General features: G+C 70.8%; 19 protein-coding genes. 11 read left to right on the top strand and 8 right to left on the bottom strand.

The window, feature by feature from the left end; genetic code table 11:
- Positions 1–14: 14 nt before the first annotated feature.
- From ACFW0G_RS39860 to ACFW0G_RS39850, 3 genes are all read left to right on the top strand, one after another.
- Positions 15–947, top strand: a complete 933-nt coding sequence (locus tag ACFW0G_RS39860; protein WP_378330717.1) for a phosphatase PAP2 family protein — start codon at positions 15–17, stop codon at positions 945–947.
- 417 nt (positions 948–1,364) lie between these two features.
- A complete protein-coding gene (locus ACFW0G_RS39855; RefSeq protein ID WP_378330716.1) occupies positions 1,365–2,780 on the top strand; it encodes an APC family permease in 1,416 nt (471 codons plus the stop codon).
- Positions 2,781–2,810: 30 nt separating this feature from the next.
- Positions 2,811–4,259 (top strand): gamma-aminobutyraldehyde dehydrogenase, encoded by a 1,449-nt coding sequence (locus ACFW0G_RS39850; protein WP_378330715.1) that lies wholly within the window; start codon positions 2,811–2,813, stop codon positions 4,257–4,259.
- Positions 4,260–4,628: 369 nt separating this feature from the next.
- Here ACFW0G_RS39850 and aspS read toward each other — a convergent pair whose 3' ends face one another.
- The 3 genes from aspS to ACFW0G_RS39835 all read right to left on the bottom strand — a co-directional run bounded on the left by aspS (position 4,629) and on the right by ACFW0G_RS39835 (position 8,314).
- Entirely contained in the window at positions 4,629–5,921 is a 1,293-nt protein-coding gene (gene aspS / locus ACFW0G_RS39845; RefSeq protein WP_378330714.1) for an aspartate--tRNA(Asn) ligase, read from the bottom strand.
- A gap of 311 nt (positions 5,922–6,232) precedes the next feature.
- Positions 6,233–7,381 carry a S8 family peptidase gene (locus ACFW0G_RS39840; protein ID WP_378330713.1) on the bottom strand — a complete coding sequence of 383 codons (1,149 nt, stop codon included), beginning with the start codon at positions 7,379–7,381 and terminating at the stop codon, positions 6,233–6,235.
- A 189-nt stretch (positions 7,382–7,570) separates the two neighbouring features.
- Entirely contained in the window at positions 7,571–8,314 is a 744-nt protein-coding gene (locus ACFW0G_RS39835; protein ID WP_378330712.1) for an ABC transporter ATP-binding protein, read from the bottom strand.
- A gap of 95 nt (positions 8,315–8,409) precedes the next feature.
- On the opposite strand from ACFW0G_RS39835, the gene ACFW0G_RS39830 reads away from it, so the two are divergent.
- From ACFW0G_RS39830 to ACFW0G_RS39810, 5 genes are all read left to right on the top strand, one after another.
- On the top strand, positions 8,410–9,084 hold the full coding sequence (locus tag ACFW0G_RS39830; protein WP_378330711.1) for a TetR/AcrR family transcriptional regulator: 675 nt from the start codon (positions 8,410–8,412) through the stop codon (positions 9,082–9,084).
- 51 nt (positions 9,085–9,135) lie between these two features.
- Positions 9,136–10,941 (top strand): murein biosynthesis integral membrane protein MurJ, encoded by a 1,806-nt coding sequence (gene murJ / locus ACFW0G_RS39825; protein ID WP_378330710.1) that lies wholly within the window; start codon positions 9,136–9,138, stop codon positions 10,939–10,941.
- 124 nt (positions 10,942–11,065) lie between these two features.
- Positions 11,066–12,058 (top strand): aldo/keto reductase, encoded by a 993-nt coding sequence (locus ACFW0G_RS39820; RefSeq protein WP_378330709.1) that lies wholly within the window; start codon positions 11,066–11,068, stop codon positions 12,056–12,058.
- A gap of 71 nt (positions 12,059–12,129) precedes the next feature.
- The gene (locus ACFW0G_RS39815) at positions 12,130–12,705 is read left to right on the top strand and encodes a cadmium resistance transporter (protein WP_378330708.1); all 576 of its coding nucleotides are present in this window, start codon (positions 12,130–12,132) and stop codon (positions 12,703–12,705) included.
- A 128-nt stretch (positions 12,706–12,833) separates the two neighbouring features.
- Positions 12,834–14,009, top strand: coding sequence for a fumarylacetoacetate hydrolase family protein (locus ACFW0G_RS39810; RefSeq protein WP_378330707.1), 1,176 nt, complete (start codon positions 12,834–12,836; stop codon positions 14,007–14,009).
- A gap of 3 nt (positions 14,010–14,012) precedes the next feature.
- Here ACFW0G_RS39810 and ACFW0G_RS39805 read toward each other — a convergent pair whose 3' ends face one another.
- The 3 genes from ACFW0G_RS39805 to dinB form a co-directional block, all read right to left on the bottom strand.
- Complete coding sequence (locus ACFW0G_RS39805) at positions 14,013–14,852, bottom strand: alpha/beta hydrolase (RefSeq protein WP_378330706.1); 840 nt, start codon at positions 14,850–14,852, stop codon at positions 14,013–14,015.
- Between the two features lie 18 nt (positions 14,853–14,870).
- Positions 14,871–15,167: a hypothetical protein gene (locus tag ACFW0G_RS39800; protein ID WP_378330705.1), complete on the bottom strand. Its 297-nt coding sequence runs from the start codon at positions 15,165–15,167 to the stop codon at positions 14,871–14,873.
- Positions 15,168–15,289: 122 nt separating this feature from the next.
- Positions 15,290–16,486 carry a DNA polymerase IV gene (gene dinB, locus ACFW0G_RS39795; protein ID WP_378330704.1) on the bottom strand — a complete coding sequence of 399 codons (1,197 nt, stop codon included), beginning with the start codon at positions 16,484–16,486 and terminating at the stop codon, positions 15,290–15,292.
- A 147-nt stretch (positions 16,487–16,633) separates the two neighbouring features.
- On the opposite strand from dinB, the gene ACFW0G_RS39790 reads away from it, so the two are divergent.
- Positions 16,634–16,828, top strand: coding sequence for a hypothetical protein (locus ACFW0G_RS39790; RefSeq protein WP_378330703.1), 195 nt, complete (start codon positions 16,634–16,636; stop codon positions 16,826–16,828).
- A gap of 146 nt (positions 16,829–16,974) precedes the next feature.
- Here ACFW0G_RS39790 and ACFW0G_RS39785 read toward each other — a convergent pair whose 3' ends face one another.
- Complete coding sequence (locus ACFW0G_RS39785) at positions 16,975–18,522, bottom strand: long-chain fatty acid--CoA ligase (RefSeq protein WP_378330702.1); 1,548 nt, start codon at positions 18,520–18,522, stop codon at positions 16,975–16,977.
- Between the two features lie 135 nt (positions 18,523–18,657).
- Here ACFW0G_RS39785 and ACFW0G_RS39780 point away from each other — a divergent pair, with 135 nt between their 5' ends.
- Complete coding sequence (locus tag ACFW0G_RS39780) at positions 18,658–19,827, top strand: TetR/AcrR family transcriptional regulator (protein ID WP_378330701.1); 1,170 nt, start codon at positions 18,658–18,660, stop codon at positions 19,825–19,827.
- 71 nt (positions 19,828–19,898) lie between these two features.
- Here ACFW0G_RS39780 and ACFW0G_RS39775 read toward each other — a convergent pair whose 3' ends face one another.
- Positions 19,899–20,801 (bottom strand): hypothetical protein, encoded by a 903-nt coding sequence (locus ACFW0G_RS39775; protein WP_378330700.1) that lies wholly within the window; start codon positions 20,799–20,801, stop codon positions 19,899–19,901.
- Between the two features lie 182 nt (positions 20,802–20,983).
- Between ACFW0G_RS39775 and ACFW0G_RS39770 the strand changes: the two genes are divergently transcribed.
- Positions 20,984–21,616, top strand: a complete 633-nt coding sequence (locus ACFW0G_RS39770) for a maleylpyruvate isomerase N-terminal domain-containing protein (RefSeq protein WP_378330699.1) — start codon at positions 20,984–20,986, stop codon at positions 21,614–21,616.
- The last annotated feature ends 107 nt before the right edge of the window (positions 21,617–21,723 follow it).

The following is a 21,723-nucleotide window of genomic DNA, read 5'->3' as shown; positions in this document are numbered from 1 at the left end:
CGAGACTCGGGGACATGGCAGTGACGTTCTTCGAGGCACCCTTGACCACCCGGCCCGCGGCGGCGCGGCACGCACTCGCGGTGCGTGCCGCGTCACGCACCGCCGTGCTCGTGGCGAGCGCGGCGGGGTTCGCCATCGCCTTCGTGGTGGCGTACCTGCTGTTCGTCCGCACCGAGGCCGGGCAGCGCGCGGAGAACGGCGTCGTCCGCAGCGCCCATTCGATCGCGAAGTCCACTGTGGACTGGGCGACGCCGTTGCGGTCGACCGACCTCGTCGTGATCCTCGGCGGCACCGCGATCGCGCTCGTCGTGGTGGCGCTGGTGCGCCGCCGGTTCACCGTGGGGGTGTCCGCGCTGCTCCTGCTCGCCGCGCCGCTGGCGCTGGCCCAGCTGCTCAAGCTGTACGTGCTCGAACGGCCGGAGATCCGCGACGGGCTCGGTGTCGCCGGCCACAACAGCTTCCCCAGCGGGCACGTCAGCGCCGCCATGGCCGTGCTGTTCGCGATCGCCGTCGTGCTGCCGCGCAAGGCCCGGCTCCCGGTGTTGCTGGCAGGCGCGTTCGGCGCCGCGTGGGTGTCCGCGTCGACGATCGCGCTCGGCTGGCACCGGCTCAGCGACACGCTCGGCGGATGCACGCTCGTCGCCGCCGCGGTGTGCGCGGGGGCCGCGCTGATCTCCTCGCGGCGGCCGGACGGCACCCGGATCCCCGTGGTCCCGGTGCTGATCGGGCTCGTCACGCCGGTGGCGCTGGTGCTCGGCGGTTTCGCGGTGCTGAGCAGCGCGACCTCGGAGGCTGCCCGGTTCGTGGCCGCGATGGTGCTGGCGGCGGTCTCGGCGATCGTCGTGGTCGTGCTCGTCGCCGCTCCGCTGCACAAGGTCGGTTTCGACCGCAGGATCGGCGCGTCGGCACGGGACCGGGCGCTGATCGCCTCGGCCACCCGGCGGTAGCCCCGCGCCCTCCGCGGACCGTGAGTCCGCCTCGCGGGGGGTGCCTGAGTCCTTTGTGGACTGTGCTGCGACCTTGTCGCTTGAGTGCCTGACAGGAGGCGTCCCTCGACGCGATCGTATAACGACCTATACGGCGCGTCTCGCGGCGAGCGGATTCCGGCGCCGCTGTCAGGAAATTCCTCGAATCCGGCCGCGGCGTGCTGCGGATTTCGCACCGCGCGGAGCGAACCCGAGCGCCAGCCGCCGGTCGCGCCTGGCCACCCATGACCGTGGCGACCGTCGCATTCGGACATCAAATCCGGCCGCATGATCGCGTTTTGACAACGGATTTCGTTGCGAAGTGCCGGTTGACGACGCCGAATCCGTGCTGTTTCATGCGTCACAACCTGCGTCGGACCGGATCGATGGGAGCGCCCCATGGCGATGACAGCCGACCCGCCTCCGGCCGCCTCCGCAGCCGAGGGTGCGCGCTCGCCGGGCATCGAAACCGGGCCGGGCCCGCGGAAGCTGCCGCGCTCGATCGGCGTGTTCGGCGGGACGTTGCTGACGCTCAGCTGCCTGACGCCGGCGTCCTCGTTGTTCGTCGTCGTCCCGCCACTGCTCGCGCTCACCGGCACCGGCGCCGCGCTGACGATCGTGCTCGCCGGCGTGCTGTGTGTCGCGGTTGCCTTCTGCTACGCGGAAATGGGCACGCTCGTGCCGAGCGCGGGTGGCGAGTACGCGATGGTGGGCACGGTCGCCGGGCGGTTTTCCGGCTGGCTGATGTTCGCGCTGTCCTTCGTCGTCGTCCTGGTCATCCCGCCGATCTTCGCGGTCGGCACGGCCGACTATCTCGCGCCCGTCCTCGACGTCGACAAACGTGTCGTCGGTGTCGTGGTGATGCTGCTGGGCACGGTGATGGGCCTGCTCAACCTGCGCGCCAACGCCTGGATCACCGGGGTCTTCCTGTGTCTGGAGGTCGTCGCCGCCGGGGTCGTGGCCTTCCTCGGCTTCGCACACACCCAGCGTCCCGCGTCGGTGCTGGTCCAGCCGACGCTGGCCGAGCCGGGCCAGGGGAGCGTGCTCGGCCCGGTCACGATCATCGCCGGGCTCGCGGTCGCCCTGTTCGTGCTGCAGGGCTTCACCACCGCGATCTACCTCTCCGAGGAGATGCGCACGCCGCGCCGGACCGTGGTCCGGACGGTGCTGTGGACGCTGGCCGCGGGCGCGCTGGTGGTGCTCGTGCCGGTGGTCGCGATCGTCCTCGGGGCTCCGGACGCCGCCACGCTCGCCGCCGGTGACGTGGCGGCGATGGTGACCGGCTGGAGCAACTCGGCGGTCGGTGTGTTCGTCAGCCTTTCCATCGCGATCGCCATCGTCAACGCGGTCGTGGTGATGGTCATCCAGAACTCGCGCGTGCTCTATGCCTCGGCCCGCGATCGCGCCTGGCCGGACGGGGTGAACCGCGTGCTCGGCACGATCGGCGCGCGGTTTTCGTCGCCGTGGCCCGCCACCCTGGTGGTCGGCGTTTCCGGCGCCGTGCTGTGCCTGGTGCCGATCGCCACGCTCAACGGGGTGACCAGCGTGGTGGTCGCCGCGCTCTACTTCGGGGTGGTCGCGGCGACGCTGGCGGCGCGGCGCGGGAAGCACCGCCAGGCCGCGGCGTGGCGGATGTGGGGCTGGCCGGTGCTGCCGGTGCTGACCGCCGTCGTCCTGCTTTACGTGCTGTCCCAGCAGAAAGCGTCCGATCTGGTGATCACGCTCGCGGTCGTGGTGCTGGCCGCCGGATACTGGCGGTGCTACCTCCGGCCGCGCGCGGGCGAGCGTTGGGTGGTGACCGTTCCCGAGAACTAGCACCGCACCGCGCATCAGCACCCTTCGACCATGGAGAAAACACCAGTGAGTGACAAGGAAGTCTTCCGTAACTTCGTCAACGGGGAGTTCGCCGACGCCGCCGACGGACGCACCCTCGACATCGTGAACCCGGCGACCGGCACCGTCTACGCCACATCGCCGCTCGCCGGTGAGTCCGATGTGGACAGCGCGGTTTCCGCCGCCGCCAAAGCCTTCGAGACCTGGCGGGACACCACGCCCGCCGAGCGCCAGCTCGCGCTGCTGAAGATCGCCGATGCGCTGGAGAAGCGCGCCGACGAGTTCGTCGCGGCGGAGTCGGCCAACACCGGGAAGCCGCTGGCGCTGACCAAGAGCGAGGAGCTGACCGCGTCCGTCGACCAGCTGCGGTTCTTCGCGGGCGCGGCGCGCGTGCTGGAGGGCAAGTCGGCCGGTGAGTACATGCGGGGCTTCACCTCCTACGTCCGGCGCGAGCCGATCGGCGTCTGCGCACAGGTGACGCCGTGGAACTACCCGCTGATGATGGCGATCTGGAAGATCGCGCCCGCGCTCGCGGCCGGGAACACGATCGTGCTCAAACCGTCCGACACCACCCCGGCCTCCACCGTGCTGCTCGCCGAACTGGCCGGGGAGTTCCTGCCGCCTGGCGTGTTCAACGTCGTCTGCGGCGACCGGGACACCGGGCGCTCGCTGGTCTCGCACCGGATCCCGCAGCTCGCGGCGATCACCGGCTCGGTCCGTGCCGGGATGGCGGTCGCCGGCGCGGCGGCCGCCGACGTCAAGCGGGTGCACCTCGAACTGGGCGGGAAGGCCCCGGTCGTGGTCTTCGACGACGCCGACGTCGAGGCGGCGGCCGCGGCCATCGCCGAAGCCGGGTACTTCAACGCGGGCCAGGACTGCACCGCCGCGACGCGGGTACTGGTCGCGCCGGGCGTGCACGACGACTTCGTCGCCGCGCTCACCGAGCAGGCGCGTGCGACACGGACCGGCGGCCCCGAGGACGCCGAAGCCGCGTACGGTCCGCTCAACAACGCCGACCAGCTGGCCCGCGTCGCCGGGTTCATCGACCGGCTGCCCGGCCACGCGGAGGTCCACAATGGAGGGACGAGGGTCGGGGAGCGGGGCTACTTCTACGCGCCCACCGTGGTTTCCGGGCTGAACCAGGGCGACGAGATCGTGACCGACGAGGTCTTCGGCCCGGTCATCACCGTGCAGCGGTTCACCGACGAGGACGAAGCCGTCCGGTGGGCCAACGGCGTCGAGTACGGGCTCGCGTCCTCGGTGTGGACCCGCGACCACGCTCGCGCGCTGCGGATGTCGAAGCGGCTCGACTTCGGCTGCGTCTGGATCAACGCGCACATCCCGATCGTGGCCGAGATGCCGCACGGCGGCTTCAAGCATTCGGGCTACGGCAAGGATCTCTCGATGTACGGGCTGGAGGACTACACCCGCGTGAAGCACGTGATGTCCGCGATCGACTGAGCCACGAAGGGCCGAGCGAAGCCGTTCGGCTCACCGGTGCCCTTCACCTGCCCACGCCAGAAATCCCGGGTCACCCAGGGTTCAGGTGCCGGTAAGGCCACCTTGAGGGCGTCGGACGCCCTGTTGGACGCCCGTAAGGTGGCCTTACCGGCATCGCACTCCCCGCGAATTGCTCCGCTGTGCCGTATTGCCCGTTTCGCTCGCGCTGTAGCGCACGGACTCCCTGCTGCCCAGCCGCCATGTCGCGAACGACGCGTTCGAGACGATCAACGTCCCGTACGCGTCGTTCAGGACGCGCCCCGCGCCCGCGTACGGCGCGGAATGCCGTGAAGGCCTCCTGCACGGCGGTGAGCGCGGGGCCGCCTCCGGTTACGGGGTGAGGCGGTGGAGGTCGCGCGGGAAGAGCGTCGTACGGCGGACGTTGTCGTCGCCGGTCAGCCGTGCGGTCCACCGCTCGAGCCCGAGGGCGAATCCGCCGTGCGGCGGCATTCCGTGCGCGAACGCGGCCAGGTAGTCGTGGTAGTCCGCAGGGGACTCGCCCCGAGCTTCCAGTGCCGCGACGTAGTCCGGGTAGTGGTGCAGCCGCTGCCCGCCGGTGACCAGTTCGAGTCCGCGGAACAGCAGGTCGAAACTGCGCGAGTACGCGGGCTCCGCCGGGTCGGGATGTGTGTAGAAGGGCCGCTTCGCCATCGGATACCCGGTGACGAACAGGAATTCGGACCCGTGGACGCGCCGGGCCCAGCCGGAGAGCCAGCGTTCGTGCGCGGGCGCCAGGTCGGGTTCGCCACGAGGGTCCTCATCGGTGTGCCGGGCGAGGAGTTCCTGCGCGTCGGCGAACGTGATCTCCGGGATCTCCTCGGGGACCCGGGGCAGTTCCACGCCCAGCAGCCCGACGGCGTCGGCCGCCCGGACGGCGACGCCCTCGACCATGCCCGCGAGGACCTGCCGGAGCACGGCCATCACGTCACGATGGTCAGTGATGAAGCCGAGTTCGGCGTCCAGGCTCGTGTACTGCGCGAGATGCCGCGCCGTGTCGTGCGGCTCGGCGCGGAACACCGGCCCCACCTCGTACACACGCTCGAACACGCCGACGAGGGCCTGCTTGAAGAACTGCGGTGACTGCGCGAGATACGCGGGACGCCCGAAAAAGCCGATCTCGAACACGTTCGCGCCGGACTCCGTGGCCGTCGCGACGATCTTGGGCGTGTGGACCTCGGTGAACCCTTGCGTGGCAAGGGATTCCCGGAACCCGGCGACACTCGCCGCCGCGATCGTGAACCGTGCTTTCAGCAAGGGGTGCCGCAGGGCGACGGGCGCGTTGTCCAGGATCGTGGGCAACGATGCCGGAACGGTCGGCCGGTAGAGGTCGAACGGCGGCGGCCGGAGTGGTTCCGGCTCCGGGACCACGGCCGGTTCGGTGAGTTCGGCGCCGCCGGGTGCCTGCGCGTTCGCGGTCACCCTGCCGCGCAGGCGCACCACGGTTTCTTCCGGCAGCCGCGGGAATTCCGCCGGGTCCGCGACCACCTGCGCGAGCCCGGAGCGGTCCCGGATCACCAGGAACGTCACGGACTTCAGCGGGCGGCGTCGGTGTACCCAGCCGGCGATTTCGATGTGCTCGCCGACGTGCCGGGGCAGGTCGGCGGCGAGAACACGGTGGATCATCACACTCCTGAGTGGCTGTGCGCGATCCCTTGGGAGTGCGGGCGAGAAGGGAACTCGCGGTGCCACCGCACTTTCACCGCCGATGCGTGGCGGCCTCGTTCGCGGCCCGATCACGGGGGCCTGCCGGCGGGGCATGGGGCCGAAGCCGTTCCTCCCCGCACTCGGGAGGGTCTTCGCCTCGGGCGCGAGACCGCCTTCGCAGCTACCGGCGGCTCTCTCGGACTCGCGTGGTCCCTCGGCTACTTGTCTCCGTCATCGCGTTGCCGTGCAGCATAAGGGACCGGCCGCCACGGACGCGCGTGAATTTCCGGCTACCCCGGATTGACCATCAGGAGCCGGTTCGGTGAGCCCTGCGCGCCGGAGATCACGTTCTTGGTGGAGTCGTTCACCAGCGCGGTCGCGACCTGGGCCGGGGTCAGCGTGGGGTTGCGTGAGAGCACCAATGCCGCCGCGCCGGACACGTGCGGTGTCGCCATGGACGTGCCGGACAGGTTGGCCGAGTCCGTGTCGCTGCCGTTGTACGCCGAAGTGATGCTCTCGCCCGGCGCGAACAGGTCGACACAGTTGCCGTAGTTGGAGAAGTACGAGCGCGCGTCGGAGGAGTCGCTCGACGCCGCGGTCAGCGCCTCGCGTACCCGGGAAGGCGAATGACGGCAGGCGTCGTCGGATTCGTTGCCCGCCGCCACGACCGTCACCACGCCGTCGGCGATCGTCCGCCGGACGGCGTCCTCGATGACCTTGTCGGGGGCGTCGCCGCCGAGGCTCATGTTCGCCACGGCCGGGCCGGACCTGTGGTCGGCCACCACCCAGTCCAGCGCCGCGGCCACGTTTTCGCTGCTGCCCTCGCCGCCGCAGTCGAACACCTTCGCCGAGACCAGCCGGACACCCTTGGCCACGCCGTAGCGCCGGCCGCCGACGGTGCCTGCGACGTGCGTGCCGTGCCCGTGGCAGTCCTCGTTCTGGTTGTCCACGGTGTTCGTGCCCCACACGGCACGGCCGCCGAAGTCCTGGTGCGTGACCCGCACGCCGGTGTCGACCACGTAGACGGTGACGTCGGAAGCCGTGGTGGGATACCGGTAATGGCCGTCCAGCGGCAGCTGTCGCTGGTCGACCCGGTCCAGTCCCCACGACGGCGGATCGGGCTGGTCTCCGGCGACCTTCACCCGCTGGTTCTGCTGTACGTAGGAAACCGCCGGGTCGGCGGCGAGCCGTCGCGCCTGGTGTGCGGTCATCCGCGCCGAGAAACCGTGGAACACATGGGAAAACGTGCGGACGACGGTGGCAGGGTACCGGGCGGCCAGGTCACTCGGCGCGGATTCTCCCTTCAGCACCACGACGTAGCTGCCTTCGATCGCGCCGGGCGCGCTCGCGCCCAGCACGGCGGCCTCGGCGGCGGGCGTGACGCCCACCAGGCCACCGGCCGTCATCGCCACGGCCGCCAACCACGTTCCCGTCCTCATCACGCCTCCCGTGCGTGCGCGCCGACCATCGCAGGCTAAGGCGAACCGGCCACACCGCGATCGGGTCGGCGCGCCGATTGCTCCGTGCCGCCGGGAAAAGGCGCCGAACGGCCGCCCTACCTTCGTCGGTTCACGGGCGAACGGCGGACGTGTTTTTGTCCACTGTGGAATGTTGTCGCGTCCGCGGGGTCACGGTTCCCGGCCCTTGTAGGCCGCGAGGACGTCGTCCAGTGAGCCGTGCCCGCGTATCCGGCCCTCGTCCATCCAAAGGGCGGTGGTGCACAGCTCCCGCAGCAGTTCGTCGGCGTGCGAGGCGAACACCAGCACCCCGGAGCGGCGGGCGAGGTCGACCAGCCGCCCGCGTGCCTTGGCGAGGAACGCCGAATCGACCGCGCCGAGGCCCTCGTCGAGGATGAGGATCTCGGGGTCGATGGTGGTCACCACGCCGAGTGCGAGCCGTACTCGCATACCGGCGGAGTAGGTGCGCAACGGCAGGCGCAGATAGTCGCCGAGTTCGGTGAACTCCGCGATGTCGCCGACCCGTTTTTCCATCTGCCTGCGGTTCATGCCGAGGAACAGGCCCCGGATCAGGATGTTCTCGTAGCCCGAGACCTCGGGGTCCAGGCCGACGCCGAGGTCGAACACCGGCGCGATCCTGCCGATGACCCGGGTGCTGCCCCGGGTCGGTTCGTAGATGCCGGACAGCAACCGCAGGAGCGTGGATTTTCCGGCGCCGTTGTGCCCGACCAGGCCGACCCGGTCGCCCTCGCTCAGCGACAGGGTGATGTCCCGCAGCGCCTCGATGACCGGGACCCTGGCCCCGGTGCCGATCTTGCCGCCGGCCTTGCCGAGCATCTGCTTCTTCAGCGACCGGGTCTTGGCGTCGAAGATCGGGAAATCGACAGAGGCACCCCGCACCTCGATGCTCACCATGCTGCCACCCTTCAAGCCGTCAGATGCGAATGCAAGTTATCATTCGCATCTGGCCGGCGTCCGGGTGCCTGCCGGTGGGAGGTAACGTGCGGCCAGTGCGTCAGCAATCCGTCGAGCAGGGTTTTCGCCCGCCGCAGCAAGCTCGCAGCCGGGAGTCCCTGCAGAAGGTGCTGGCCGCCGCCGAGCACGTGCTCGCGGACGGGGGCATCGAGGAGTTCACCGTCGCGGCGGTCGCCGAGCGGGCGGGGATGTCGGTGGGCGCGATCTACCGCCGGTTCTCCGGCAAGGACCAGCTGCTGTACGCCGTGAAGGACCAGTTGCTCGGACAGCTGGAGACCGCCGTCGGCGAAGCGCTTCGCTCACCGGCGCCCGGGCTGGACGGCGTCGTCGGAGCGTTCGCCCATGCGCTGGCGCGCACCTTCACACGCCACGACCGGATCTTCCCCGAACTGCTCGACGGCCAGCGTGCCGAGGGGCGGGACCGTGGTCTCCAGGCGCTGGCCGCGATCCAGGACGCTTTCGTCGAAGCGGTTCAGCCCTGTCGCGAGGAGGTCCGCCGCCCGGATCGCGCGCGGGCCGTCCGGATGGCCGCCCGCACCATGATCGGCTCCTGTGTGCACCGCGCCGCCACCTGCCGGTTCTGGTCCGACGGCCTGAGCTGGACCAGATGGGCCACCGAAACGACCGAGATGACGCTCGCCTATCTGGGCGCGCCGGAAGATGCGGAAGGGGAGCGCGCGGTGGTGAGGGGTTCGGCGAAGAAGACGTGACGTCCTCGTCGGCGCCCCGCCCGGCGTCCTCGCGCCTGGCAGGCTAGGGGCATGGCTGACGAGCACCGCGGAAACCGGACTGCCCTCGGCGGGGACCCCGCCGAGGCGGAAACGGTCCTGCTTCCGCGTTATCCGGCGAGCGGGGCGATCGGGTGGCCCACTCGCGACCTCGACGCCGGGCGCCCCTATGACGAGCTCGCCACCCGGGTCATCGCCCGCATCCCGGCGGACGTCGTCGAGCCGGTCACCCCCGGCCGCTCGCTGGCGCGGTCCAGCGGCCGGATCGCGGTGGCTTCGATGGCCAGCCGGGTCACCGGCTTCCTCGGCAAGGTCCTGCTGGCCGTCGTGGCCGGGACGGGCGCGGTGAACGACTCGTTCAACATCGCGAACACCCTGCCCAACATCGTGGTGGAACTGCTGCTCGGCGGCGTGCTGGCGAGCGTCATCGTCCCGCTGCTGGTCCGGTCGCACGACGATCCGGACGGTGGGCAGGCCTACGCGCAGCGGCTGGTGACGATGGCGCTGGTGGTGCTCTCGCTCGGCACGGTCCTGGCCGTCGCGGCCGCACCGGCGTTCACCGCGCTGTATGTGGACCGGTCCGCACCGGAGGCGAACCCGGCACTCGTCACCGCGCTGGCTTATCTGCTGTTGCCCCAGATCCTCTTCTACGGTTTGTTCGCGCTGATCTCGGCGATCCTGAACGCGAAGAACGTCTTCGGGCCGCCCGCGTGGGCGCCGGTCCTGAACAACCTGGTCGTGATCGTCACCTTGACGGTGTACGCGCTGATGCCCGGCGAGATCTCGCTGGATCCGGTCCGGATGGGCGACCCCAAACTGCTGGTCCTCGGCGTCGGCGTGACACTGGGCATCGTCGTGCAGGCAGTGACACTGCTGCCCGCGCTGGCCCGCAGCGGGTTCCGGTTCCGCTGGCGGTGGGGCCTCGACCCGAGGATGAAGGAGTTCGGCGGCCTCGCCGCGTGGATCGTCGGCTACGTCGCCGTCAGCCAGGCCGGTTTCGTGGTCACGACCCGGGTGCTGACCCGCGGTACGGAGGGCGGAGTCACCGCTTACACCTATGCGTGGCTGCTTTTCCAGCTGCCCTACGGCGTGCTCGGCGTCTCGCTGCTCACCGCGATCATGCCCCGGATGAGCCGATCCGCCGCCGACGGCGACACCCGGCGGCTGGTGGGCGATCTGTCCTTCGCCGCCCGGCTGTCCACCGTCGTGTTCGTGCCGGTGTCCGGGGTGCTCGCCGTCGTGGGCGCGCCGATCGGGATCGTCGTCTTCGCCACCTGGGGCACCAGCAGCATCGCGAACGCCGACCGGCTCGGCCAGACGCTCGCCATCGCGGCCTTCGGCCTGCTGCCCTTCGCGCTGGTGATGTTGCAGCTGCGGGTGTTCTACGCGATGAAGGACGCCCGCACCCCGACGTTGATCATGCTGGTCATGACGGCGGTGAAGATCCCGTTGCTGTTCCTGTGCCCCGTGCTGCTGGACGGCGAGCACATCGCGCTCGGCGCGATGCTGGTCAACGCCGCGGCCTATTTCGTCGGCGCCATCCTGGGCCAGATCTGGCTCTGGGTGCGGCTGGGGCACCTGCGCAGCAAACGTGCCCTGCGTGTCGTCCTGTACGCCTGCGGCGCCAGCGTCCTCGGTGCGGCGACCGCGGTACTCGCCGGATTCGCCGTCCCCGGGGCGCTCGGGCCGGTGCTCCAGGCGTGGATCAGACTGCCACTGGAGTGCCTTGTGGGACTCGCCGTGTCCTTCGGGGTGCTGGCCGCGCTGAAGATCCCGGAAATGCACCCGATAACCCGCAGGGCCGCCCGGTTCCTCCCGGTGCTGCGCACCCGTACCTGACCATCGAACATCCCCGTGCCGGTCCTCCGGCTTGACCTGGTGCGCGCTCCAGGTCCTAGCGTCGGAAACGTTCGTCAGCCCTCGAGGTACCGCCCGGCCGGCCGGGCAGGAGGAGTATCCGCGCATGATCACCCGAACCACGCTCGGCTCGCCCGGTCTCGCTGTCAGCGCGATGGGCCTGGGGTGCATGGGGATGAGCGAGAGCTACGGCGCCGCCGACTGGGACGGCGGCCTGGCCACCATCGACCGGGCCCTGGAACTGGGCATCACGTTCCTGGACACCGCCGACGCCTACGGCACCGGGCACAACGAGGTGCTGGTGGGCCGGGCCGTCCACGGCCGCCGCGAGCAGGTGCAGCTGGCCACCAAGTTCGGCATCGACCGCAGCGCCGGCGACCGGGCACGCCGCATCCGCGGTGCCCGGGACTACGTGCTGCGCGCCTGTGACGCCTCGCTGCTGCGGCTGGGCGTCGAGGTGATCGACCTGTACTACGCGCACCGGCCGCCCCAGGACGTGGAGATCGAGGAGACCGTCGGGGCGATGGCCGAGCTGGTCGAGGCGGGCAAGGTCCGCCATCTGGGCCTGTCCGAGGTCGGCGGCGAGCTGCTGCGCCGGGCGCACGCGGTGCACCCGATCACCGCGGTGCAGAGCGAGTACTCGCTGTGGACCCGAGACGTCGAGGCGGTCACTCCGGTGATGGCCGAGCTGGGGGTCGGGCTGGTGCCGTACTCGCCGCTGGGGCGGGGGTTCCTGACCGGCACGCTGGACCGCTCCACGCTGGGCGAGAAGGACTTCCGGCGCACCAACCCCCGCTTCGCAGGCGAGGCGGGCGAGGCCAACGAGAAGATCGCGCGGACCGTGCGCGAGGTGGCCGACCGGCTGGGTGCCACTCCGGCCCAGGTGGCGCTGGCCTGGGTGTACGCCCAGGCCGAGCGGCTCGGGGTGGCGGTGGCGACCATTCCGGGCACCCGCAGCCCGGCCCGGCTGGAGCAGAACGCGGGCGCCTTGGAGCTCACCTTGGACGCCGAGGCGCTGGCCGCGCTGGACCCGCTGAGCGACCAGGTGATGGGCGAGCGCTACATCCCCGCGCACACCGCTGAGGTCGCTCGGGGTTAGCCGGTGGGCTCGACGACGGGCCCGTCATCCTGTCCGGGCGTCGTACCGGAAACGACGGTAGGAAGGACGGCGTGGGGCAGCTCGGTCCGGCCGCGGGTGTGTTCGCGGTGACCAATGTGGACGATCTCGTGCTCCTGGCGTTGTTCTTCGCCAAGGCGGCAGGGGAGCGCGGTGGCGCCGTCCGGGTGGTGGCCGGGCAGTATCTGGGGTTCGCCGCGATCCTGGCGGTCTCGATCTGCGGCGCGCTGGGCGCCGATCTGTTGCCGGAGCGGATGATTCCCTGGCTCGGGCTGCTGCCGTTGCTGATCGGCCTCCGCGCCGGGTGGCTCGCGTGGCGCGGGCGTCACGCCGAGGACGACGCGCCACCGGCGGATCGGGTGGCGATTCTGTCCGTGGCGGGAGTGACCGTTGCCAACGGCGGGGACAACGTCGGGGTGTACGTGCCGGTGTTCGCCGCGGCGGGAACCAGAGAGCTGGTCGTGTACGCCGTGGTGTTCCTGGCGCTGGTGGCGGTTTGGTGTGGCGCGGGCCGGTTTCTCGCCACACGTCCGCCGATCGCCCGCGTGCTCGCCCGCTGGGGGCACGTCGTGCTGCCGGTGGTACTGATCGGGATCGGCCTGCTGATCCTGTGCACTCCCGTCCACTGATCGGGACCGGCGAGGTGGTCCCGTGAAGGAGATATTGGCGGCGGTGAACTTCGGCTGAGCCGCCTCGTTGACCCCGTGGCGTGATCGGATTACGTTGAGCACGGCTCGGACGGCGAAGGGCACCCGGATTGCTGGTCACCGCAAGGGAAACGCTTCCCGAGGACGCGTGGCGCGCGACGCTGGTCGGGCGCGTGCACGATCCCGGGCAGGGCGGGCCGTGCGTCGTCGCGGTGCGGGGCGACGAACTCGCCGACCTCACGCCCGTCACCCCGACACTCGCCGATCTGACCGAGTCCGCGGATCCGGTGGCACTGGCCAGGACCGCGCCCGCCGCGCGGTCGTGGCCGCTGGCGGACGTCCTCGCCGCGAGTTTCGCCACGGTGCCGTCCGAAGCGGTACCGCGACTGCTCGCGCCCGCCGACCTCCAAGTGCTCAAGGCGGCCGGGGTCACCTTCGCCGGCAGCCTCACCGAACGGGTCATCGAGGAGAAGACGGGCGGGGACCCGGCCCGCGCCGCCGCGGTCAGGGCGGAGGTCGAACGCGCCATCGGCGGCACACTGTCCACAGTGGTCCCCGGATCGCCGGAAGCCGCCGCGGCCAAGGAATGGCTGCGCCGTGAGGGATTGTGGTCGCAGTACCTGGAGGTCGGCATCGGCCCGGAGCCGGAGGTGTTCACCAAGGCGCCGCTGCTGGCGGCGGTCGGCCACGGCGCGCGCATCGGCGTCGCCGCGGTGTCTGCCTGGAACAACCCGGAACCGGAGGTCGTGCTCGCGGTCACCGCCGCGGGCCGGATCGTCGGCGCCACCCTCGGCAACGACGTCAACCTGCGGGACATCGAGGGACGCAGCGCGCTGCTGCTACCGAAAGCCAAGGACAACAACGCTTCCGCCGCGCTCGGGCCGTTCCTGCGGTTGTTCGACGATCACTTCGGCATGGCCGACGTCCGCACCGCCGAGCTGCGCCTGCGGGTCGCAGGCGAGGACGGGTTCGTCCTCGACGGCGCGAGTTCGATGCGGTACATCAGCCGCGACCCGCTGGAGCTGGTGGCCAGTGTGATCGGCCCGCATCACCAGTACCCGGACGGGTTCCTGCTCTACACCGGGACCCTGTTCGCGCCCACCGAGGACCGGGACACTCCGGGCGGCGGCTTCACCCACCACCTCGGCGACGTGGTGCGGATCGCCTGTCCGGCTTTGGGAACGCTGGTCAACACGGTGACGCACGCCGAGACCGCGGAGCCGTGGACGTTCGGGGTGCGGGCGCTGATGGCGAACCTCGCGCGCCGCGGGCTGCTGCCCGGCTGACCTCTACTGTCCACTCAGGACGGAGTGGAAGAAGGCGAGCGTCGACGGGATCAGCGGCTCCCGCTCGTGGATCGCGCCCGGCACGACTTCCAGCCGCACCGCGACCCCGTGCCGTTCGAAACTGCGGGCCAGCGCGGTGATCCGGTCGATCCGGTTCGCGCCCTGCAGGTCCGCGCCGGGCTGATAACGCGGGCTGTCCGGCGTCACCGTGATCTCCCAGGTGTCGGTGTCCGCGCCGCCGACGACCATGTGCACCGCCACGCGGCGCAACGCGGCCAGGTCGAGCGGCGTGCCGAACCGCTCTTCGAGATCGCCGACACCGACCCACCACGGGTGGTCCGCGTCGAGCAGGGTCACCACGCCGGGGGCGCCGATGGAGACCGCGCGCAGCCGGCCGGGATGCAGATAGGTGAACCGGTGGACGAACTGGCCACCGCCGGAGAAACCGGTGAGGAGGAAGCGGTCGTCATCGACGCGCCAGATCCCGGCGATCTCCTCGATCATCGCGAGCAGGACGTGGTCGTACCGGATGCCGCGGTAGGAGATGTACTTGTAGTTGCTCAGCTCGCCGGGTTCGCCGATACCGCAGGGGAACAGGGGAGCGAGCACGATGCAGTCGTGCTCCTCGCAGAACCCGGCGAACTCGTCGCGGCAGGTCTGCACGGTGCGGGCCGTCCCGTGCACGGCGACGACGAGCGGATACCGGCGATCGTCGTCCTCGGAATAACCGCGCGGGACGTGGAGACAGTAGGAGAACCGTTGGTCGTACTGGGAAGCGAAGAGCGCCGTGCTGCCGAACTGGTAGTACGACAGCCGTTTCCCGTCGCCCGGTACGTCACGCACATCCGGACTCTAGCGGGTTCAGGCCGCCGCGTGCCCCGGCGCGACCAGTGCCCGGCCCGCCGCGGTCAGTACCGCGGGCACCCGCTGGCCCACCGCGCCGGGCCGCCCCGGCCGCGGCAGTCCCTGATGGGCCAGCGTGTGCGCGGTGAACTGATCGCAGCACGGGACGCCGTCGACGAACAGGTCCGGCTCCTGGCTCAGCGTCAGCTGGGCACGCCCGGCGCCGACCGCGCGCAGCATCGCCATCCCCCGGTGGCTCACCGGCGGTTCCGGCGTTCGCCTGGCCCGCAACTCGGTGACGGTGGTCGTGTTCATGGCCCGTTCCCCTTCCGGTGCCGTGGGCGCTTCGTGCGCCTCCTACTAAGAGGTCGAACACGTAGTGCTGGATTCGACATCGGCCTGGGTTTTTTGGGTGATTTTTCCGGCCGGACGGCCGGTCAATCGGGCAGCAGTGGCACCGTGGGCCCCTCGTCCCGGCCCAGCTGGACGGCGCGGGTGATCGCGGTACGGCCGAACCGGTCACGGAGGGTGTCGAGCGTGGTGTCCAGCGCGGTCGTCTGGTGCTGGTCGAACGGCAGCGTCAGCTGGACCGCGTCGTCGTGGGAGAGGTTGGACAGCGCGAAGCCGAGCAGTGTCAGACCGCGCGTATCGACCAGGGGAGCGGCCGTGGCCAGCAGGCCGCGCGCCGCGGACAGGACCGTCTCGGTGTGGTCGGTCGCCTCGGTCAGCGTCCGGGACCGGGTCGCCCGGCTGAAATCGGCGAACCGCATCCGGAGCGTGACGGTGCGGCACACCCGCCGTGCGGCGCGGAGGCGGCGGGTGAGCCGATCGACCAGCGCGATGAGGATGACGTCGAGCTCGGCGGGGGAGCGTTCCCGGCGGCCCAGCGCGCGCTGGGCGCCGATCGAGCGGCGACGGCGCCCGACCTGCACCGGGCGCGGGTCGCGGTTGTGCGCCAGCGCGTGCAGATGCCGCCCGGTGGCGCGGCCGAGCATCGAGGTGAGATCCACCTCCGGCAGTGCGGCGACCTGGCCTACGGTCCTGATGCCGCGCTCGCGCAGCTTGGCCGCGCTCACCTTGCCGACGCCCCAGAGCCGCTCCACCGGCAGCGGGTGCAGGAAGGCCAGCTCCCCGTCGTGCGGGACGACGAGCAGCCCGTCCGGTTTGGCGACGCCGCTGGCGACCTTCGCGAGGAACTTCGTCCGCGCGACGCCGACCGTGATCGGCAGCCCGACCCGCTCGGTGACCTCCCGCCGCAGGCGCGCGGCGATCGCGCTCGGAGTGCCCGCGATCTTGAGCAGGCCGCCGACGTCGAGGAACGCCTCGTCGATCGAGAGCCCCTCGACCAGCGGAGTCGTGTCCTCGAACACCGCGAACACGGCCTTGCTCGCCGCCGAGTAGGCCGACATCCGGGGCGGTACCACGACGGCGTGCGGGCACAGCCGCCGCGCCTCCCCGCCGCTCATCGCCGTCCGCACGCCGAAGGCCTTCGCCTCGTAACTGGCGGCCAGCACGACGCCCCCGCCCACGATCACCGGGCGGGATCGCAGGCTGGGATCGTCACGCTGTTCGACCGACGCGTAGAACGAGTCGAGGTCGGCGTGCAGGATGGGGCCCTCGTTCGTCACGAACATATGTTCGCATGACCCACCGACAGTTCCCGGCGCGGCGAAGCGCGGCGGCTGGTGCCATCCTGGCTTCATGAGCGAAGCTTGCGAGCGAATCATGGACATCATGCGCCAAAAAGGATCGAACACTGTGTCGCGGAGCGAGGCGATCGCATGAGCACTCAGTACGCGCTACTCCAGGCCATGGCCGTCGCACAGGACATCGAGGCCAAGGGCTTCCTCGGCACGGTCGGCAAGATCGCCGCCGCCACGGTCATCTTCTTCATCGCGATCGGCCTCATCGTCGGCCTGCTCATCGGCTTCTTCATCGGCCGGGCGGTGGGCCGGAACCAGGGGCCCCGTCGCTGACGTCGCCGCTCGTCGGGCACACCGATGTCGCGAACGCTCCGTTCCGGACGTTGATCGTCGCGAACGGAGCGTTCGCGACACCCGCCGCTCCGCAATCCACAAAGGACACACCAGGCGGTCACGGCCACCGCGCCACTCGGCGTCGTTCAGTGGACCTGGCGATCCGCGTCGTCCCAGTACTTCCGGCGCAGCTCGCGTTTGAGGATCTTGCCCGCGCCCGACACCGGCAGCGCGTCGACGAACTCGGCCGTGCGCGGGGCCTTGTAGCCCGCGATACGGGTCTTGGCGTGTTCGCGGACCGCTTCGGCCGTCAGCGTGTGGCCCTGCTTGAGCACGACGACGGCGTGGACGCGTTCGCCCCATTCCTCGTCGGGCACTCCGATCACCGCGCAGGCGGCCACGGCGGGATGCTGCGCGACGGCGTTCTCGACCTCCGCGGAGTACACGTTCTCGCCACCGCTGACGATCATGTCCTTGATCCGGTCGACGACGAACACGTAGCCCTCGTCGTCCATGTAGCCGCCGTCGCCGCTGTGCATCCAGCCACCGCGCAGCGCGTCGGCGGTCTCGGCGGGCTTGTTCCAGTAGCCGAGCATGACGTGCCCGCCGCGTGAGCAGATCTCGCCGACCGTGCCCCGGGGAAGCTCGACGCCGTCCGGGTCGAGGATGCGCACTTCGGAATGCGGTGCCGCCCGTCCCGCCGAGCGCAGCAACGATGTCTTCCTGTGATCCTCCGGGCCGAGCAGCGTGGTGACGGGGGCGAGTTCGGTCATGCCGTACGCCTGAGTGAACGCGGCGTTGGGGAACGCCTTCATCGCCCGTTCCAGCACGGCCTGCGGAATCGGGGACGCGCCGTAGACGATCCGGCGCAGGCTCGTGGTGTCGTACTCGGCGAGCGCCGGATGGTCGACCACCAGCTGGATCATCACCGGCACCAGCAGGGTGTCGGTCACCTGATGCGTGGCGACGGCCTCGAGCACCGCGACCGGGTCGAACGCCGGGATCATCACGTGCGTCGCGCCGAGCAGCATGGCGGCGCCCCACGCCGCGAGGTCGGCGGCGTGGAACATCGGCGCGGCGTGCAGGTAACGGGCCTCGGGGGCGAGCACGCACCCGCTGGCGACCGAACCGAACGACGACGTGAGCAGGTTGGTGTGCGAGAGCATCACGCCCTTGGGGAAGCCCGTCGTGCCCCCGGTGTAGAACAGCCCGGCCAGCTCGTCACCGCCCCGCCGCGCGTCCTCGATCGGCTCGGCCGCCGCGATCAGGTCCTCATAGGACAGTGTGCCCTCCGGCGCGGGCCCGTCACCGCAGTGGATCACGGTGCGCAGCCCGGAATAGGCGTCCGTCAACGCGGGGAGCATCTTCGCGAACGCGTCGTCCACGAGCAGCACGTGACTGTCGGAATCGTCTAGGGAGTAGGCGATCTCGGCCGGGCTCCAGCGGATGTTCACCGGGTTCAGCACCGCGTTCGCCCACGGCACGGCCAGCAGGTATTCGTGGTACCGGTCGGAGTTCAGCGCCAGCATCGCGACCCGGTCGCCGTCGCCGACCCCGAGCCCGCGCAACGCGCTCGCCAGCCGGGCGACCCGGTCGGCCGTCTCGCCGAACGTGCGTTTCCGGTCGCCGAAGACGGTCATCGCCGCGTCCGGGGTTTGCTGGACGGCGCGGTGCAGCCCCTGCGTCAGGTACATGACACGTCTCCTCCAACAGGACCGGCACGGGTCGTTTGTGAATCCCGGCAAGTGACATTCGCCTCACGATGACCTCGTGAGCAGGCTCTGTCAAGCGGTGTTGTGAGTCAAGTGAATGACCGATAGTCTCGGCTGGTGGAAAAGAGCGCGCTGGCGCGGGGGAGCAGGCCGCGGAACCGGCGTGCGCTCATCGTCGCCGCGGCCGGTGACCTCTTCGCCCGCCGTGGCTACGCGCGGGTCGGGATGAGCGAGATCGCGGAGGCGGTGGCCATCGGGCCGTCCGCGCTGTACCGCCATTTCTCCGGCAAACAGGACCTGCTGCGGGAGGTGATCACCGAGGGGCTTGTGCCGATCCGGGACACGCTGTCGGCGCCGGACCGCCGCGGCAGGGCCGCGCTGCGTGCGCTGGCCGCGCTCGGCGTCGAGCACCGGCCGCTCGGCGTGTTGTGGCAGCGCGAGGCCCGGCACCTGGCCGACGGCGACCGCGCGCGGCTGCGGCGTGAACTGCGGGAGATCGGCGCGCTCGCGGCCGGGCACGTCCGGCTCGCGCGCCCCGGGCTCGACGACGGAGCGGCCGCGCTGCTGGCGTGGTCGGTGGTCGCGGTCGCCGCGAGTGTTTCCTTCCACCGCGTCGATCTTTCCCGCCTTCCCGCCGCGGACCTGCTCGCCGGGCTCGTCGACGCCGTGCTGGACACCGAACTTCCGGGTCCCGGCGAACGCTCGCCGGACGCTCCGGCGGCGGGGATCGTGCCCGCGTCGCGGCGGGAGGCGTTGCTCATCGAAGCCGTCCGGATGTTCGCCGAACGCGGTTACACCGGCGTGGCCATCGAAGACATCGGCGCGGCCGTCGGCATCGCGGGGCCGAGCGTTTACCACCACTTCCCGACCAAGCTCGACGTGCTGACGACCGCGTGCCGTCGCGGGATCGGCCTGCTGTACATGGATCTCACCGCCGCCTACACGGCCGCGTCGAGCGCGCCGGACGCACTCCGCGCGCTCATCCGGTCCTACACCCGCTTCACCCGGGTCCACCCCGCTTTCGTGACCCTGCTGATCAGCGAGATCGGCCACCTGCCAGGGGACGAACGGCACAGCGTGCGGCAGGCGCAGCACGACTACGTCAGCGAATGGGTGCATCTGCTGGGGTTGACGCGCCGGGACATCGATCCGATCGCCGCCAGGATCCGGGTCCACGCCGTGCTTTCGGTGGCCAACGACGTGGCGCGCACTCCGCGGCTGCGTCGCGGGCGCGGAACCCCGGCGGCGCTGGAACGCGTCGCCGCCGGGATTCTCGGGATCGCCTGAAGCCGGGCGCGTGCCGCGGGCAGACCGCGCCGGACCGGTGGCGGCCGGGTCCGGGCCGCCACCGTCGGGGATCAGGCGTTCTGTGCTCCGTTGTAGACCTGCCAGGCAACATCCCGGTAATAGGCGAAGTACGAATCGCCCCAGCTGCCGAAATAGCTGGCTGTCTGCACGGAGGAACCGTCGTTCTGGTAGTTCACGATGAACGCGCCGCCGCTCGCCCCGCCGGACAGGCCGTTGCAGTTACGGATCTGGACGCCGCCCTGCGGCCCGTCGTAGGGCTGCCCTTCGCACCACACGGCGTAGTTCTTGTCGCCGGGGAGGCCGATTCCGTGCGCGTAGCCGTTGGTGGCCCAGTTGAACCCGATGCCCGAGCCGCCGACGACGTCCTGCACGTGCCGGTTCCCGTTCCCGCCGGTGCTCAGCACGATGAAGGCGTTGTCACCACCGGCGCCCTTCTCGTCGATCCGCCAGCCCATCGACCGCCAGTTCCACCAGCCGTAGGGCGCGGTTCCCTGGTTGTAGGCCGGTGCGAAGCGGAAATTGGTGTAGGTCTGCCCGGTGCCGATGTCCATGACGCAGTGCCGGCCGGTCGAGATGACGTCGTGGTTGTTGCTGGTGACGACGTTGGCGGAACAGATGAAGTCGCCCTTGCCCGGCACGGTGAAGGCGAGTCTGCCCATGGTCACCCAGATGCTGGCCGCCGCCTGCGTCCCGGATCCGGGCTGGGGCGGGGTGGCGTGCACGAATCTGGGCGTGCCACCGGGTTCGGCCTGCCGGGTGGCCCCGGTGGCGGCGGGCGGGTCGATCGGTTTCGCGTTCGCGAGCCGTTCCGGGGTCCAGTAGGAGTCGAGCCGGGCGGCGGAGGTGTGGTTGACCGCGGTCTGGACCACCGAGGTCGCCGCCTGTGCCTGTGCGGCCGGGACGAGTGCCGTGAGGAGGGCCGCGCAGGCGGCCACGAGCGTGATTCGGCGCATGATGGTTCCCCTTGGGAATGTGAGGAGCGATCGATACGGGACGAACCGTGCCGGCGCCGGACGGCGAGCACATCGTGACACGGGGGACGCGGTCCCACGATATTCCCTCGACATTCCTGTCCGGAAACAGACAACGTTGTCCCCCAAGAGGAAGAACTACGACGGCCGAAAGGAAACCACAGATGACCGGAGACGAGTTCCTTGCCGCGGCGCGCATCGCCGCGCGCCTGCTGCGCGAGCCCGCGGTCGCGGCGGCCTGGGACGCGCCCAGCGCGCTGCCGGAGTTCAGCGTCGGCGGCCTCGCCGGGCATCTCGCCTATCAGGTCTTGGCCGTGCCGGAGGCATTGTCGGGGCCGGTGCCCGAAGAACCGGTGATCACCCTGCTCGACCACTACGGCCGGGTGGAGTGGATCGGCGCGGGGCCCGAGGCCGAGATCAACGTCCGCATCCGTGCCGGGGGCGAGCGCGTCGGCGCCGAAGGGCCGGAAACGCTGGCCGAGCGGATCGATGCCACCGTCGCCGAACTGGCGGACGCCTTCGCGGTGGGGGAGGACCGGCCGGTGCGGATTCCGTTGTGGGGACCGTGGTCGCTGCGGCTCGGCGATCTGCTGGTCACCAGGACGATGGAACTGGTCGTGCACGCGGACGATCTTGCTGTCAGCGTGGGAGTCCCGACACCGGAGTTCTCCGACGGCGCGGTCACCGCGGTGGTCGCCCTGCTCTCGCGGCTGGCCGTGCGCCGGCACGGCGGGACGGCCGTGGTGCGCGCGCTGAGCAGGGCGGAGCGTGCCCCGGCGACGATCGCCGCCATCTGAACGCGCTCCGAAAAAACACGACGCGCGGTGTTGCGTGGGGGCGCGACACCCGCCCGGGGGGGTTTTTTTATATGAGGGCGAAGTGGCCCGCCCGGGGGGCGCCCGGG

It is taken from the genome of Amycolatopsis sp. NPDC058986 (assembly GCF_042741125.1).
Taxonomy (GTDB): domain Bacteria; phylum Actinomycetota; class Actinomycetes; order Mycobacteriales; family Pseudonocardiaceae; genus Amycolatopsis.
The sequence above is the reverse complement of the archived record's forward strand: the minus strand, read 5'-3'. Positions and strand labels throughout refer to the sequence as shown.